16 protein-coding genes are annotated in these 14,456 nt (G+C 61.1%); 14 read left to right on the forward strand and 2 right to left on the reverse strand.

All coding sequences use genetic code 11. From position 1 onward, the window contains the following. Positions 1-9: 9 nt before the first annotated feature. Positions 10-1,185: a hypothetical protein gene (locus VGB22_09600; GenBank protein HEX9751522.1), complete on the reverse strand. Its 1,176-nt coding sequence runs from the start codon at positions 1,183-1,185 to the stop codon at positions 10-12. Positions 1,186-1,431: 246 nt separating this feature from the next. On the opposite strand from VGB22_09600, the gene rodA reads away from it, so the two are divergent. The 4 genes from rodA (at position 1,432) to VGB22_09620 (ending at position 5,421) form a co-directional block, all read left to right on the forward strand. After that, on the forward strand, positions 1,432-2,655 hold the full coding sequence (rodA, locus tag VGB22_09605) for a rod shape-determining protein RodA (GenBank protein ID HEX9751523.1): 1,224 nt from the start codon (positions 1,432-1,434) through the stop codon (positions 2,653-2,655). Beyond that, complete coding sequence (locus VGB22_09610) at positions 2,655-3,413, forward strand: phosphoribosyltransferase family protein (GenBank protein ID HEX9751524.1); 759 nt, start codon at positions 2,655-2,657, stop codon at positions 3,411-3,413. Before rodA ends, VGB22_09610 begins: the two co-directional genes overlap by 1 nt. Before the next feature lie 65 nt (positions 3,414-3,478). Next, positions 3,479-4,384: a tyrosine recombinase gene (locus VGB22_09615; protein ID HEX9751525.1), complete on the forward strand. Its 906-nt coding sequence runs from the start codon at positions 3,479-3,481 to the stop codon at positions 4,382-4,384. A 110-nt stretch (positions 4,385-4,494) separates the two neighbouring features. Further along, entirely contained in the window at positions 4,495-5,421 is a 927-nt protein-coding gene (locus VGB22_09620; GenBank protein ID HEX9751526.1) for a diguanylate cyclase, read from the forward strand. A gap of 12 nt (positions 5,422-5,433) precedes the next feature. Here VGB22_09620 and VGB22_09625 read toward each other — a convergent pair whose 3' ends face one another. Continuing rightward, positions 5,434-7,647, reverse strand: a complete 2,214-nt coding sequence (locus tag VGB22_09625; GenBank protein ID HEX9751527.1) for a tetratricopeptide repeat protein — start codon at positions 7,645-7,647, stop codon at positions 5,434-5,436. Between the two features lie 104 nt (positions 7,648-7,751). Here VGB22_09625 and VGB22_09630 point away from each other — a divergent pair, with 104 nt between their 5' ends. The 10 genes from VGB22_09630 (at position 7,752) to VGB22_09675 (ending at position 14,447) form a co-directional block, all read left to right on the forward strand. Further along, positions 7,752-8,543: an energy-coupling factor transporter transmembrane component T gene (locus VGB22_09630; protein HEX9751528.1), complete on the forward strand. Its 792-nt coding sequence runs from the start codon at positions 7,752-7,754 to the stop codon at positions 8,541-8,543. A 14-nt stretch (positions 8,544-8,557) separates the two neighbouring features. Next, a complete protein-coding gene (truA, locus tag VGB22_09635) occupies positions 8,558-9,325 on the forward strand; it encodes a tRNA pseudouridine(38-40) synthase TruA (protein HEX9751529.1) in 768 nt (255 codons plus the stop codon). Positions 9,326-9,391: 66 nt separating this feature from the next. Then, a complete protein-coding gene (gene fsa / locus VGB22_09640) occupies positions 9,392-10,066 on the forward strand; it encodes a fructose-6-phosphate aldolase (GenBank protein ID HEX9751530.1) in 675 nt (224 codons plus the stop codon). 38 nt (positions 10,067-10,104) lie between these two features. After that, entirely contained in the window at positions 10,105-11,400 is a 1,296-nt protein-coding gene (purB, locus tag VGB22_09645; GenBank protein ID HEX9751531.1) for an adenylosuccinate lyase, read from the forward strand. Between the two features lie 36 nt (positions 11,401-11,436). Then, complete coding sequence (locus tag VGB22_09650; protein ID HEX9751532.1) at positions 11,437-12,087, forward strand: phosphatidylserine decarboxylase; 651 nt, start codon at positions 11,437-11,439, stop codon at positions 12,085-12,087. Further along, positions 12,084-12,854 (forward strand): CDP-diacylglycerol--serine O-phosphatidyltransferase, encoded by a 771-nt coding sequence (pssA, locus tag VGB22_09655; protein HEX9751533.1) that lies wholly within the window; start codon positions 12,084-12,086, stop codon positions 12,852-12,854. Before VGB22_09650 ends, pssA begins: the two co-directional genes overlap by 4 nt. A 50-nt stretch (positions 12,855-12,904) precedes the next feature. Next, complete coding sequence (gene purS, locus VGB22_09660) at positions 12,905-13,165, forward strand: phosphoribosylformylglycinamidine synthase subunit PurS (protein ID HEX9751534.1); 261 nt, start codon at positions 12,905-12,907, stop codon at positions 13,163-13,165. After that, complete coding sequence (gene purQ / locus VGB22_09665) at positions 13,162-13,908, forward strand: phosphoribosylformylglycinamidine synthase subunit PurQ (GenBank protein HEX9751535.1); 747 nt, start codon at positions 13,162-13,164, stop codon at positions 13,906-13,908. The genes purS and purQ overlap by 4 nt, the downstream gene beginning before the upstream one ends. Continuing rightward, entirely contained in the window at positions 13,905-14,198 is a 294-nt protein-coding gene (locus tag VGB22_09670; protein HEX9751536.1) for a DUF4321 domain-containing protein, read from the forward strand. Before purQ ends, VGB22_09670 begins: the two co-directional genes overlap by 4 nt. Positions 14,199-14,222: 24 nt before the next feature. Continuing rightward, positions 14,223-14,447, forward strand: a complete 225-nt coding sequence (locus tag VGB22_09675) for a twin-arginine translocase TatA/TatE family subunit (GenBank protein ID HEX9751537.1) — start codon at positions 14,223-14,225, stop codon at positions 14,445-14,447. Positions 14,448-14,456: the final 9 nt, after the last annotated feature.

Raw genomic sequence — 14,456 nt, forward strand, 5'->3', positions numbered from 1 at the left:
GTATCAGAATCACTTCGGTCGGGCCCCTGTGCCGCGCGCCGATGTTCCTTTGCCGGCGGCGCTTGATCCGCGCGAGCCGCCTGTTGAACGCGGCGTGTAGGTCTTTCCGCCCGAGGAGCCGCCCGAGGGCTTTCCGACTGTAGTCTTGCCGGACTTCGCGGGGGGAGCCGACTTGACCGCCGACCGACCGGCCTTTGTGGTTGTCTTGGACTGGATTGTCCGACGAGACACATCCGTCGTGCGCTTGGTCGTCGTCAATCCGTGACGTGCGGTTGTCCGATCCCGTCCTGTCGTGCGATTGACAGTCGTCCGGCTCTGGGTCGTCTGTGAGCGTGTCGTCAACCCGCTTTTCGATTTCGTCGTCGAGCGCGTCGTCGAGCGGGTGATTCCCTTCACATCGGCGGTCCCGGTGGATCGCGACGTGTAGCTTGTTGGTCTGGACTTTCCGGCCGTCGCCTTCAGGCGCGAGGACACGACGGCGTCACGAGGCGTCGCACGGTACGCCTTCGTCGCAGTCGCCACTATCGCGGTCTCCGTGCGGCGTGACGTTTTGGTTTTTGCGTAGACAGTGGTGTGCGCACCGCCGCGTCGCGAGACTTTGGGTGTGTAGGTGTGGTGCGCGTAATAGCCGTTGTGGTAGTACCCACCCGTGTAATGGCCGCCGTGATAAAAGTACGGGTCGCAATAAGCATACTGGTACCCATGCTGATACCAGCGATACGGTCTGGGTCCGCACCACCAGGGATCCCAATACCACCACGACGTACTCCACCAGGGATTATAACCGCCGTAGTGCAGTCCCCAGGACGGTCCGTACCAGCCGTACCCGACACTCCAGTACGGGTCGCCCCACCAATAGGAGCCGTAGAGGTTGATGCTGACCCCGTCGTCGTAGGAGCTGCCGCTCGATTCTACCGCCGTTTCGGTGCCTGCTTCCGCTTCCCCGACCGGAACGAGCACCTCCAGCAGCGCGTCGACGATCTCCTCGTTACACCCCGCCTCTTTCAATCGCACCCAGTCGGATGCCTCCAACGGCTGGTCGAGCCCGGCGGCGTCGACGATCCGTGCGATCCGCTGCGGCTCGAATCCCGCCGCACACAGGTCCATGATATCCTCGACCGTCATCGCTTGACTCGGGGCCGTCCACAGAAGCAGGGCGGCCGCAGTTATCAGGAATCGTTTCATGATCATCGCTCCGGTTTCTCTGTCTCATTCTACCGTATTTGATACGCCCTTACGGCGCATCCGCCACACACAAATTAGCAAAAAACAGACCAAGGCCTCTTGTAATTGGTTCTCCCAACTCCCATCGGCCAAACGGCTTCCATGACGGCAATAGTGAGCATCCGGCCACGTGCACGATTATAGGGCACACACGAACTGACATTGACAGGATCATAGCGCCCTGTCACCTTGCAACAGGGGTCTGACGTGGAAGTTCTCCGACAACGCATTCCATCGCTCGACTGGCTTCTGGTGGGAAGCACCCTGCTGCTTTCGATCATCGGCATCCTGCTGATCTACACCACCGATGCCAGCAGTGAACAGATGAGCCCTAACACATTGTGGGATAAACAGGTAATCTGGCTGACCCTGGGACTGGCGGCATTCTTTTTGGCTGTTTTCGTCCCGCTGCGGGTGCACGAAGTCTTCGCCTATGTCTATCTGGCAATCGTTGCCCTCGTTCTCGCAATCCTTCTCTTCGGTGGTGGCGGTATTCAGGGACGATGGATTTCGATGGGCGCTTTTCACGTGCAGCCATCGGAGCCGGCCAAGCTGGCCATGCTGTTCGCTCTGTCACGCTATCTGGCCTACCAGAAGCGCCCTCCGATCAGTCGGCGCTCGTTGCTGACGCTCTCGGCGCTGGTGGGGCCCGTTTGGCTGCTGGTGCTCCGACAGCCCGATCTTGGCACATCACTGGTATTCTGGGCACTGCTCTTAACCATGCTCTATTGGGCCGGTGCGCCCCCGCTGCACATGTTCCTCTTGGTCTCACCCCTGATCAGTCTGATTCTCGCTTTCAATTGGATCAGTTGGGTTGTCTTTCTTGTGGTCCTTCTCTTCGCGCTTCACTTTGCCCGTACGGGATTGTTCACTTCGGCGGGGCTGGTCGTGCTCAACATTCTGTTTGGTATCATTACGCCGCTGGCATGGAACAAACTGCTGCCGTATCAGAAACTGCGGCTGATCTCGTTCCTCGATCCGGGCGGTGATCCTCGCGGCGCGGGGTATCAGATTATTCAGTCGAAAGTCGCCATCGGCTCCGGGGGTCTGTGGGGCACCGGTTTCCTCGAGGGGAGCCAGACCGGATTGCACTTTCTGCCGGAAAAGCACACCGATTTCATCTTCGCGGTCGCCGGTGAGCAATTCGGACTGTGGGGGACGCTTCTGATACTCTTCCTCTTCGGCGTATTCCTTTGGCGAACCATCGAAGTGGCGCATGTGGCGCGGAGTCGCTTCGCGCGGTTCCTTGCGATCGGCGCGGCGACGATCGTCGCGTTCCAGATGATCGTCAACATCGGCATGACCGTCGGGCTGATGCCGGTGACAGGACTGCCGTTGCCGTTTGTCTCCTATGGCGGCAGCTCGCTGATCTCCCTGTGGTTCCTGACGGGGCTGATCGCCAACGTGCGTCGTCACTGGCAGGAGTACTGATGTCCGCCTTCATCTCACAAACCGCCCATGATGAGAGCCGGCTGTTCGCGACCGCCACCGAGGCGGTTTGCGGAACCGTTTTCTTTCCCAAACGCTGTCCGGTATGTGGCTCGACGGTGCTGGCCCCCGGTCGGGCCTGGTGCCACGCCTGCGACACTCATGTGAGACTTTGGGACCAGGCCTTGTGCTTCACCTGCCGGCGGTGGCGCGGTGTGCCGGAAGACCGCTGCCACGCCACGCACGAAGAATCTCGGATTCGCGGCTTCACTTGCCTTGGCGCATACGATGCCGCACTCGGAGCCGTCGTCAGAGAACTGAAGTACTCCGGTGCGCTGTATCTCGCCGGTCCCCTCGGGAGTCTGCTGGCGTCACGGCTTGACCAGGACGCGTCCACGGATCTGATCGTCCCGATACCGACTGCGCGCGGCAAAGTCGAGAAACGCGGTGTCGCACATGCCGAGGAAATCGCGCGCTCCATCGGACAGGCGACCGGTGCGGAGGTTGCGACCGACGCGCTGGCGTGGCGACGGCGAGTGGCGGATCAAACGGCGCTCACGCCGGCGCAGCGAGAGGCGAATCTGTCTGAGGCACTGGGAGTGCGCGATGCGTCGCTCGTCGCAGGTCGTGACGTATTGATCGTTGACGACGTGACAACGACGGGAGCGACCATCAACGAAGCGGCCCGCGCACTTTCCGCCGGTGGCGCGGCCCGGACCGGCGCGTCGGTCGTGGCGATTAACCTGGGCCAAACAGGATAGGGCCGGGGTTGGGTACTGCCGCTCCCACGAAGATATCAGTCCGTCCCGCACGGCGTGGCAGTCCCGTGAATGCGTGGATCGGGCGATTTCTCGACTATCTGGTTTTATCGGCGGGCCGTTCCGCGAACACGCTCGCGGCCTATCGACTCGACCTCGAACAGTACTCCGAATTCAGTCACACGCGCGGCCTTGGTCATCCCAACGAGATCGATGCGCGACTGGTCGGCGATTTTGTCGCCTCGCTGTCTGATCGGGGCTTGTCGGCTGCGAGCGTCGCGCGCAAGCTCTCGGCGGTTCGTCAGTTTCATCGGTACTTGGTGCGTGAAGATGTCTGCCGTCACAACCCGGCGCGCGCTTTGCGCACGCCGCGTCGGGCCCGTCATTTGCCCGACATTCTCTCTGTTCGACAGGTCCGCGACCTCCTCAGGCACTGCGCCGACAACACTGTGAGGGGACGGCGCGACCGCGCCCTCGTGTCGGTGTTATACGGCGCCGGATTGCGCGTTTCGGAGGCGGCCGGACTCAAGCTCGACGACATCGATTTCACCGACCGATTCATCCGCGTGCGTGGCAAGGGCGGACGCGAGCGATTGACGCCCTTCGGCGACATGACCGCCGCCGCGCTGCGCGGTTACATCGAGGGCTCGCGATCGAGTACGCCCGACACGCGCGGCTGCGCGCATGTGTTTCTTGGCCGACAGGGACACGGCATCTCGCGCATGAGCATTTGGCGCACGGTTCGTCGGCTGGCGCTGCTGTCCGGAATCGATCGGGCCTTTACCCCTCACACATTCCGTCACTCATTTGCCACGCACATGCTCGAAGCCGGGGCCGACTTGCGCGCGGTGCAGTCGATCCTGGGGCACAGTTCGGTCACCACCACGCAGATCTACACGCATTTGGACAGACGGCACCTGCGGGATGTTCACAGCCGTTTCCATCCGCTCGGAGACGCGACAAAATCGCCCTAAGAAGCGTATCCCCAACCTCCGACAATACCGAATAGGGCGGGCCGGGCTGTCAGGTGCGGTCGGACGGTCCAGACATACTCCATGTGTCCTCACTGTCAAGGGACAAGCCGATGATCTGCGCGCATCTGCACACCGAGGCGGATGTATGGCCACAAGCCATCCGCGACGCGCTGAAAGATTTCCACCCCGAATTGACGCCTTTCCGCACACGCGCCGAGTTGTCCGATTTGGCGCTGCGCACACTTCTTGATCTGGTGCTAATCCCGGTCCTTGGCTCCGAGGAGCGGGCCCTGAAGATCGTCCATGGAGCCCGCACGCTGCCGGCGCTGGCCGCTGTGCCCGTCGTCGTCTGGCATCCCAATCCCGATGGCGAGGCGATCCGGAGATTTCTGGAGTCTCCGGTCGACGACTTGTTGATTGGTGCACCCACCGATCCGGCAGCGGCCGCTCGTTTGCGTATGGCGGTCCGTCGCAGTTGGCGCGATCTCGATGTCAATCCGTCCAGCCGGCTCCCTGGGCCGACGACGATCGAACGGGTCATTTCGGAGATGATCGCCGGCGGCGAGGAGTTCGCGGTCTGCTATGCCGACCTCGACGATTTCAAGGCCTACAACGACTACTACGGATATTTCTACGGCGACCGCGTGATCAAGATGTGTTCGCGGATCATCCGGGAGACGGTCCACGAGTTCCAGCCCGACGGGTTCGTCGGTCACATCGGCGGCGACGATTTCGTGTACCTGATCCGACCTCCCAGGATCAAGCGCATCTGCGAAGCGGTGCTCAAGCGCTTCGACGCGGAGATTCCGTTGTGCTATGAGCCGCGTGACCGTCGCAACGGCTATATCATCTCGAAGGACCGTCGGGGGACGGCGCAGACGTATTCACTGATGAACTTGTCGATCGCGGTGGTGATCAACCGCAACGAGATGTTCAAGCACGTCGGCGAGATATCGCACATGGTCGCCGACCTGAAGCGGTATGTCAAATCCCTGCCGGGATCCAACTACATGGTCGAACGCCGCTCGAAGTATTAACCGTTGCGGTATTCACTCCGACGACGGCGTTTCTCCGGCGGCGGCCTGTTGCGCGGAATCGAGCTTGTACAACAGATCGGCCGCTCTGGCATCGCCGGGCGAACGGCGAATCAAGTCCTCCAACGTCGTGCGCCCGTCCTCGGCGTTTCCCGTTCGCAGATAAGCCACGGCAAGATTGTAGCGAATCTCGGTGCGTTCGGGCAGGCGCCGAATCGCTTCGTTCAAGGGCTCGATTGCCTCGGCGGCGTGCCCCCCCTCGATCAGCACCGCCCCCAGATTCGCCCATGTAGTGGAGTACGCCGGCGCATGACGAATCGAGGCCCGCAGCACGTCGGCCGCTGCGTCCGCGTTGCCGCCGCGCCCGTAGATCAGGGCCAGCGCGTTGCTTGCCGCCGCAAAGCCGGAGTCGGCGGCAACGGCCTCACGGAATCGGTCAATCGCTTCGCCGACGTCGCCGTTGTCCAATGCCATCGTGCCGAGATGGAAACTCGCCTCGGCAGAGCCGCTTGATTCTCTGGCGGCGACTCGCCAGGCCGCGCGTGCCTTGACCGTGTCTCCCATTGCCAGGTAGGCCGAGCCGATAACGGATTTGATGTCGGCATCATCGGGCCGGAACGCCAGATAAGCAAGACCCGTCGCAATCGCGGAATCGGCCTCGCCGACTCGCACCAGATCGCGCGCCAGCCGCTTGCGGGACTCGATCTGTCCCGGCGATTCGGCAATGGCTCTCTCGTACAGTTCGATCGCCTCGTACCACTCGCCGCGCCGATCGTGAATCAATGCCTGTTGATAGTAGTTGAACGCCGGATTCCACATGATACGCTCGACTGTTGGCCTGTTGAGAATGACGATCAGAGCGATCAACGCCCCCCCAGCCAGCGCCGCTTTTGACCAGTCACGGCGGTACACCAACCGGACACACATCCACAGACCGACGGCGGCGAGGATGACGGCGATCATCACGACGGGAAGGCGGTACCGCGCCAGCGCCAGAAACGGGATGACTGTCAGCAGGTAGAGCGCCGCAAAGGCAATCAGCGGCCGCCCGCGTGAGCGATTACGCCAAGCGACCGGTATGGCCACGACCGCCAACGGCAGGATCAGGCCAAACGGGAGATAGATGACCCCTTTGCGAATCAGCAGCGATAACACGGACGAGTACTTCGAGAACTCGTAAATATCGGTTTGGTCCCCCGCCTCAAATCCGTTGAACAAATAGTAGCACCTGGTCAGCAGTCGTCCGAGCGCAGCGGCGGGGTTGTCGGCGATAGCCGTGATCGCCTTCCCAGTCCAGAACGAAGAAATCTCCGATGGGGACAACCTCCGGTTGGCAATCGACGATGCCAGCGAATCGGTCACGCGGACGAATTCATTCCAACCGACCGATTCATCCAGGTGCAATTCCGGCATTTGCAGCGTGAGACCGTCGGCGTTTGCGGTGTTCGCCGCATATAAATTGACCCCGCTTTGGTAGGATATGAGGACAAAGTCGCCGCCGATCACGGCATTGCGGACGGTGACCGGGATGATCGGCAGCAGCAGTCCGATGGTGACCGCGATCGCCCGGCTCCAACGTGAGTCCGTTGCTGCGAAATGAGACAACGGCCGGGCCGCCAACCACCAAAAGAGCGGAACCGCCAGCAGGATATTTGGTCGGGCTATCGCGGAGAGACCGAGCAGCAGCCCTGCGGCGAGCCATACCCAGCGTCGGTGATCCTGCCCCGATGCCCGGATTGCCAGTAGCAATGCACCAAGCGTCAACGGCATCGCGACGACCGAAATCAACAACTCGGATTCGAAATAAATGGCCGGCCCGTAACAAGCCCAGATCAAGCCCGCTGTAATCCCGACTCGGCGACCGAAAACATGGCTTCCCAAGGCGCCGATCAGCCCCGTCGTGATTGCGCCGAGGGCCGCCTGCGCGATTCGTATACCCCAGAGCCCGTCGCCAAACAGCTTGATCCAGATTCCCAGCAGATAGGGGTACAGCGGCGCGCGGAAGAAAACTCCTTCGCCCAGCCAATTCCCGTCGGCCAGGTCCTTGGCCCACTGGTAATGCCATTCGGAGTCGACGGCAGGGTAGTGGAAGCCCGGATTGTTCTGTCCGAGTTGCCACACGACAATCAGGCGGACGGTCAGGGCAATCCCGGCCAGGATTGCGAACCACCGCCATCCCAGGGGCTCAACAGTCGAGGGAACTGGTTGGCGATCCGGCGGCTTGGTCATGCGGCTGCGATACTCATGGAACGGTACGTGTTTGGCTCCCGTGCGGCGCGTATTATACGCACACGATGCCGCAGGCGAAACATCATCACGATGAAACCCGTGGAATGACCGTTTACGCGGGCTCACGCGCTGACGCGAACTTCGACCCGCGCGTGTTCATACTGGCCGGCATCTCAATTTCAGTCTGGATCGGAACCGCGCAAAGTCTGAGGGGCGCCTGCCTCTGGTTTACGGCGGCGCTCATCGGCGCTGTCGCTGCGCGCAACAGGATCAGTCAGAGCATTCTGTCTTTTCGCCGTGTCCTGTTCGGAGGTGCAGTGATTGCGCTGATCTCGATGGCATTCTACCAACTCGCATCCGGAGACGATGGGACGGTCCTGTTCCGCTTGGGCCCGGTTGTCATCTCAACGTCCAGTCTGACGCTCGCTGGACGTATGGCCCTGCGCCTGCTTGCGTTCATCCTGGCAGCCGCGACCCTGATCGCCTTGCAATCCCCCGAACAACTCGCCGCCGGGATGGCGCGGCTGTTGAAACCGCTGCGACCATTCAGGATCCCGGTCGAAAGCGTTTACTACCTTGTCTACTTTGCATTTCGGATGGCCCCCATGCTGGCGTCGGAGACCCAAACAATTCGTCTCGCCCAACGATCGCGCTGCGGAGGCGAGCCGTCATCGCTTTTGGGACGTATCCGTGAATCCGGATCGATCGTCCTGCCGGTCTTCGCTGCCGGCCTGCGCCGCGCCGACCGGTTGTCATGGGCGTTGGCTGCGAGGGGATTTGACGTCCGCCATCTTCCCGCGGCTGTCAGCCGTCTTCGATTCCGCACAACCGACTATCTGACGACATTGCTGGTTCTTGCGGGTTGGGCGGTCTGGCTGATCCCTCGTTTTCGCTGACCCACCAACAATCAATGCCCCGCTACCGAATCGATTGCGCCTACCACGGCGCCGCATTTTCCGGGTGGCAGCGTCAACCCGGACAGCGCACCGTGCAGAGTGTGCTGGAACTGTGGCTGGGTCGAATTCTTGGTCAGCCGGGAGGGATCGATGTCACGGGGGCGGGGCGTACCGATGCCGGTGTCCACGCTGAGCTGATGGTCGCGCACTTCGATGTCGACCAGCCGATCGATGCCGTGGCCGTTTGCCATCGATTGCGCGCCGCTCTTCCCGACGACATTGTTGTCAAAGCGATCCGGCCGGTCGATAGCGACTTTCACGCCCGATACCGAGCCATCGGTCGGACGTATGAGTATCGAGTGCAGTTCACGGCCAGCCCATTCGGGCGCGACCGCTGGTGGTTTGTGCCGGAGACCATCGACGTCACCGTCCTTGAAGCGTGTGCCGAGTCGGTAATGGGACGACATGACTTCCGGGGATTCTGCCTTGCCGAATCGCAAAGGTCCGACAATCACTGCACGGTCTGTGAGTCGCATTGGAGTCAGGATGGGACCCGCCTGATCTACCGCATCAGCGCCGATCGCTTCCTCCATGAGATGGTCAGACTTATTGTCGGGACGATGGTCGATGCCGCCCGGGGACGCTTTGACGCCGAACGAGTCGCCGAGATCATCTCATCGGCCGATGTCCGGTTGTGCGGCACGGCCGCCCCGCCACACGGGTTGACACTCGTATCGGTATCCTATCCCGGAGACGCCGACAGTGCCGGTGAAACCGGTTGAAACTCAAGGCGCTCCAGCGTTACTTGAGTCGACCGACCCGTTGAATCGGGCAGAGAGGACCACACCGTGAAGATCTTTTTGGATACCGCGAACATAGACGAGATACGCGAGGCGGCCGACTGGGGCATTCTCGACGGCGTCACCACGAATCCCACTCTGGTGTCGCGCGAAGGGCGCGATTTCGAGCAGGTGCTGAGCGAAATCGTCGCAATCGTTCAGGGGCCGGTCTCCGCCGAAGTGGTGGCCGAAGACGCCGACGAGATGGTCCGGCAGGGCGAGCACCTGGCGTCGCTGAATCCGCACATCGTGGTGAAGATTCCAATGCTCCCCGAAGGACTGAAAGCGCTGCGACGACTCAGTGAGAAGGAAATCGCCACCAATTGCACGCTAATCTTCAACGCTACGCAAGGGCTGCTGGCGGCCAAGGCGGGTGCGACGTATGTCTCGCCGTTTTTGGGCCGGCTGGATGACATCGGTCAGGACGGCATGGAGTTGATCGGCCAGTTGGTGACGATCTTCGACAACTACGCGCTCAACACCGAGGTGCTGGCAGCTTCAATCCGACATCCGTTGCATGTCGTGCAGGCGGCGCTGCGCGGCGCCGATGTCTGCACCATGCCGCACAAGGTCCTCCGTCAGATTGTCAAACACCCGCTGACCGATATCGGCATCGAGCAGTTCACCAGCGACTGGCAGAAACTGGCCGCGGCGGGGCAAAAGCTGGCCATCGGCGCGACCTAAACGAACAAACGTGCCGGCGTTATGAGCTGTTTGCCCAGATGATCCCACGATACACTCGCCCCGCCATGGCTGCCCTGTGGTCGGAGGCGAACAAATTCTCCGTCTGGCTTGACATCGAATTGCTGGCGGCCGAGAAAATGGCCCAGATGGGAATCATCCCCAAGGGGGCACCGGCGAGGATGCGCCAGCGCGCCCGCTTCAATGTCCGCCATATCGAAAAGCTGGAAGAGACCACGCGCCACGATGTGATTGCTTTCCTCAAGGACGTCGGCCGGCATCTGGGCGCAGACGAGCGATTTTTGCATTACGGTCTGACGTCGTCCGACGTCGTCGACACCGCACAATCGGTCCGAATGGTCCGCGCAGGGGAGATCCTGTTGGATTCTCTCCAGGCGCCCATTCGTCGGACCGCATCGCTGGCACGCAAGAATATCGATGCGCCGGTGGCGGGACGCACGCACGGGGTCTTTGCCGAGCCGACGTCGCTCGGACTGAAGTTCGCCCTGTGGCATGCGGATTTGAAGCGTGGCCGCCGACGGCTCAAGTCCGCCATCCACTCGATGGCCGTCGGCAAACTTTCGGGCTCGGTTGGTAACTTTGCGCACTTGGACCCGCGCGTCGAGGCCCATGTCTGCCGCAAGCTGAAGCTCCGGCCGGCGCCCATCTCAACGCAGGTTCTGCAAAGGGATCGTCACGCCGAATACGTCTTTGCCGTCGCGGTGCTCGGTGCGACCTGTGAGAAAATCGCCCAGGAGATTCGTCTCCTGCATCGGACCGAAGTCGGCGAAGTCAGCGAGGGATTCGCGACGGGACAGCGTGGATCATCGTCGATGCCGCATAAGAAAAACCCCATTCACTGCGAACGCATCTGCGGCCTGGCGCGTGTCCTGCGCGGACATGTGCAGACCGCCCTGGAGAATGTTGCCTTGTGGCACGAACGCGACATCACCCACTCCTCAGCCGAACGCGTCATCATCGCCGATGCGACCATCCTGCTGGATTACATGCTTTCGCTGCTGGACACGATATTGGCCGGATTGAGGATCGATCGATCGCGCGCACGGGACAACATCCGCCGATTGGGCGGAGAGATGTTTTCCCAGCGGCTGCTGCTGAAGCTCTCCGAACAGATGGGCTCGCGCGATCGCGCCTATGCGCTGGTCCAGAGACTGGCGCTGGCGAGGGACTCAGAGCAGGGATTCGAAGATCGAGTCCGGAAGAATGCGCCGATCCGCCGATACCTGAACCGTGATGATTTGGATACCGTGTTCGACTTTCGCCCCTACCTGCGACGTGCCCGCGCAATCCTCAAGCGCGCGCTGGCGGCGCCGTGATACTCAGGTCGGCACGCGCATTCCGGATGGAAATCCATGGCACGTGACGGTTGGTGGTTTGTCGGGCCGTCTGCGGCCGTCGTCCTCGCCGGGATGTCAATCGGCTTTGCCGGGGGCTCGTGGGGATGGGCGGTTTTCGCCCTGGGCACTTTGGCCGCCGTCTCATTCGGTTTTTTCTTTCGCGACCCGGAGAGAACTATCCCCGCCGATCGCGATGTGATCCTCGCGACCGCCGACGGGCGAATCGTCACGGTCGAACAAACGGACAATGGCGGGTATCGTATTGATACGTTCCTGTCGGTGATGGATGTCCATGTCAATCGCGCACCGGTCGGCGGCATCGTGACCCAAAGCATTCATCGTCAGGGCCGTTTTCGTGCCGCGTTCCATCAAGATGCCGGCGCCGACAACGAGCGGCATGACTTGACCATCGAAAGCGAGTATGGCACAGTGCGTTCGGCGCAAATCGCAGGGGTGCTGGCCCGAAGGATCGTTTGTCGCCTGCGGAGGAACGAACGAGTCGTGGCCGGACAACGCATCGGGATCATCAAGTTCGGATCCCGCGCACAGGTGTTGACACCGCCGGGTTTTGAGACGACCGTGAGTCTGGGCGACAAGGTGCGCGCCGGGGAAACGATCCTCGCGCGATGCATGGGCCATCCGCGTGCCGCGGAGGTGAACTCGTGAGAAACATACGCGGTATTTTCCCCGGCATGTTCACCGTCGGCAATCTGTTTTGCGGGTTCTTGTCGATTTTGGCTTCAATGGACGGTGAGGCGCTGCCCGCCTGCCGGTTTATCCTCCTGGGTTTCTTTCTTGACGGCCTCGATGGCATTGTGGCGCGGGTCTCGCGCGGCGCGACTCGTTTCGGAGTTGAACTCGATTCGCTTGCCGATATCGTCACATTCGGACTGGCGCCCGCGATTCTCGTTTACTCGTTCCAATTGAAGGCGTTGGGACGCTGGGGCTGGGTGCTCGGGTTTGTTTTCGTGATGTGCGGGGCGTTTCGCCTGGCGCGTTACAACCTGGGGGCCAGCTCGCAGGCCCGTCGCAATGGATTTGAAGGCCTGCCGATCCCTGCCGCGGCCAGTCTGTTGGTTTCCTATGTCATGTTCAGCTACGACATCTGGGGCGACCTGCACTTCGTGAAATTTCAGATTATCATGATCATCGTGACATCGGGCCTGATGGTCTCCAGCATCATGTACGAAGATCGTCCGACGAGTCTGCGGACAGCGAAAGACCGTCTGAAGTTCCTGTTTCTGTTCGTGGCGGCCATCGCGGCGATGATCGATCTGCACCGCACATTTTTCCCGGCGGTCCTGCTCTATGTCGTGGCGGGCGTCGCCCGTGAGATTTATGAACTCATCCTCGCCGGGACGGGTCGGTCCGACCGCGAACTCTCCAACGTATTCATTGGACGTGGCAAAAAGGAGAAGACCCCATTCGAGTGACGACGTCAGCCGCCGAAAAGCAGTTGGGAATTCATGTACCGGACGATATGATGAGGAGTCAGATGGTCATCGACGCGACCGTCACGGTTAGACTTAAAGACGGAGTCCTGGATCCTCAGGGGCGGACCATCCTGCGTTCCCTGGGGCAGGTGGGATTCCCCGAGGTGTCGCATGTGCGAACCGGACGAACGTTCGACATCCGGTTGAACGCGAAAGACCGCCGGGATGCCGAGGCGCGACTGCGCGCCATGTCGGAGAAGCTCCTGGCCAATCCGGTGATTGAAGCGTTCGAGGTGACGGTGCACGCATGAGATTCGGTGTCGTCACATTCCCCGGCTCCAATTGCGACTACGATGCGTACGCCGCTCTCCGGCACGTCATCGGCGCGCCTGTCGAATTCCTGTGGCACGCCGACACCGATTTGCACGATGTCGATTGCGTCATCCTCCCGGGGGGATTCTCCTACGGCGACTATCTGCGGGCAGGCGCCATCGCACGATTCGCCCCGGTGATGAAGTCGGTGATCCGATTCGCTGAATCCGAAGGGTATGTCTGGGGAATCTGCAATGGATTTCAGATGCTGCTGGAGGCCGGATTGCTGCCCGGCGCGATGCTGCGCAATGCTTCGTTGCGCTTTTCCTGCCGCTGGATTCATCTCCGGGTCGAAACGACCCGAACGGCCTACACGCAACGGTGCCGTCCGCAGCAGATTCTGCGCATCCCGGTTGCGCACGCCGAGGGAAACTATTACGCCGATGACGTGCTCTTAGACGATTTGGAATCGTCCGGCCGTGTCGTGTTCCGCTATGTCGATCCGAGAGGCACGGTCGACGACGCATCCAACCCCAATGGCTCGGCGCGGTCCATCGCGGGCATCATCAATCCCGGCGGCAACGTGCTCGGCATGATGCCGCACCCCGAGCGCGCGGTCGAAAAAATCCTGGGCAGTGCCGATGGTTTGGCGCTCTTTGAATCGCTGATGTCGGCCGACGGACCCGACCGGCGATCGGAATCCGCTGTTGTCGGCCAATCGCTCGATCAGGCACGGGTGTGAAATCTCGCGAACTGACGTTTTTGATCGTCGGCATGATTCTCGCCGCCATTGCCGGAGGGCTGATCGGCGACGTCGCGGGATCGTTCCTGCCCGACGGCACCATGAAGACGCTGTTTCAAACTCACATCAAAATCGGGATCGGGCGCACTGTGGGACTCGACACGGTTGAACCGCTGAGCATCAATCTCTATGCGGTTTCGTTTCTGTTCGGGCTGACCTTTCGGATCAATTTGGTCAGTGTTTTGTTCGTCCTGTTGTTATTCATTTACTTCCGTTGGTGGTACTTGTAGACAGCGCGTCAGGCGGTAACGATCATGCTCGGTGGCATCGGCGCACAAGAATTGCTTCTGATCTTCCTGGTCGTGTTGCTGTTGTTCGGCGCGCGGCGCATTCCCGACATCGCCCAGGGGCTGGGCAAGGGAGTCCGGGAGTTCAAAAAAGCGATGAGCGACACCAAAACCGAACTGGAGCGCTCCTTAGACGAGACCAAACCGCCTCCGAGCGACCGAAACAAAAACGGGACGACTCCGTCTGCATGAGTGTGCCGC

The organism is Candidatus Zixiibacteriota bacterium, from assembly GCA_036397555.1.
GTDB lineage: Bacteria > Zixibacteria > MSB-5A5 > WJJR01 > WJJR01 > DATKYL01.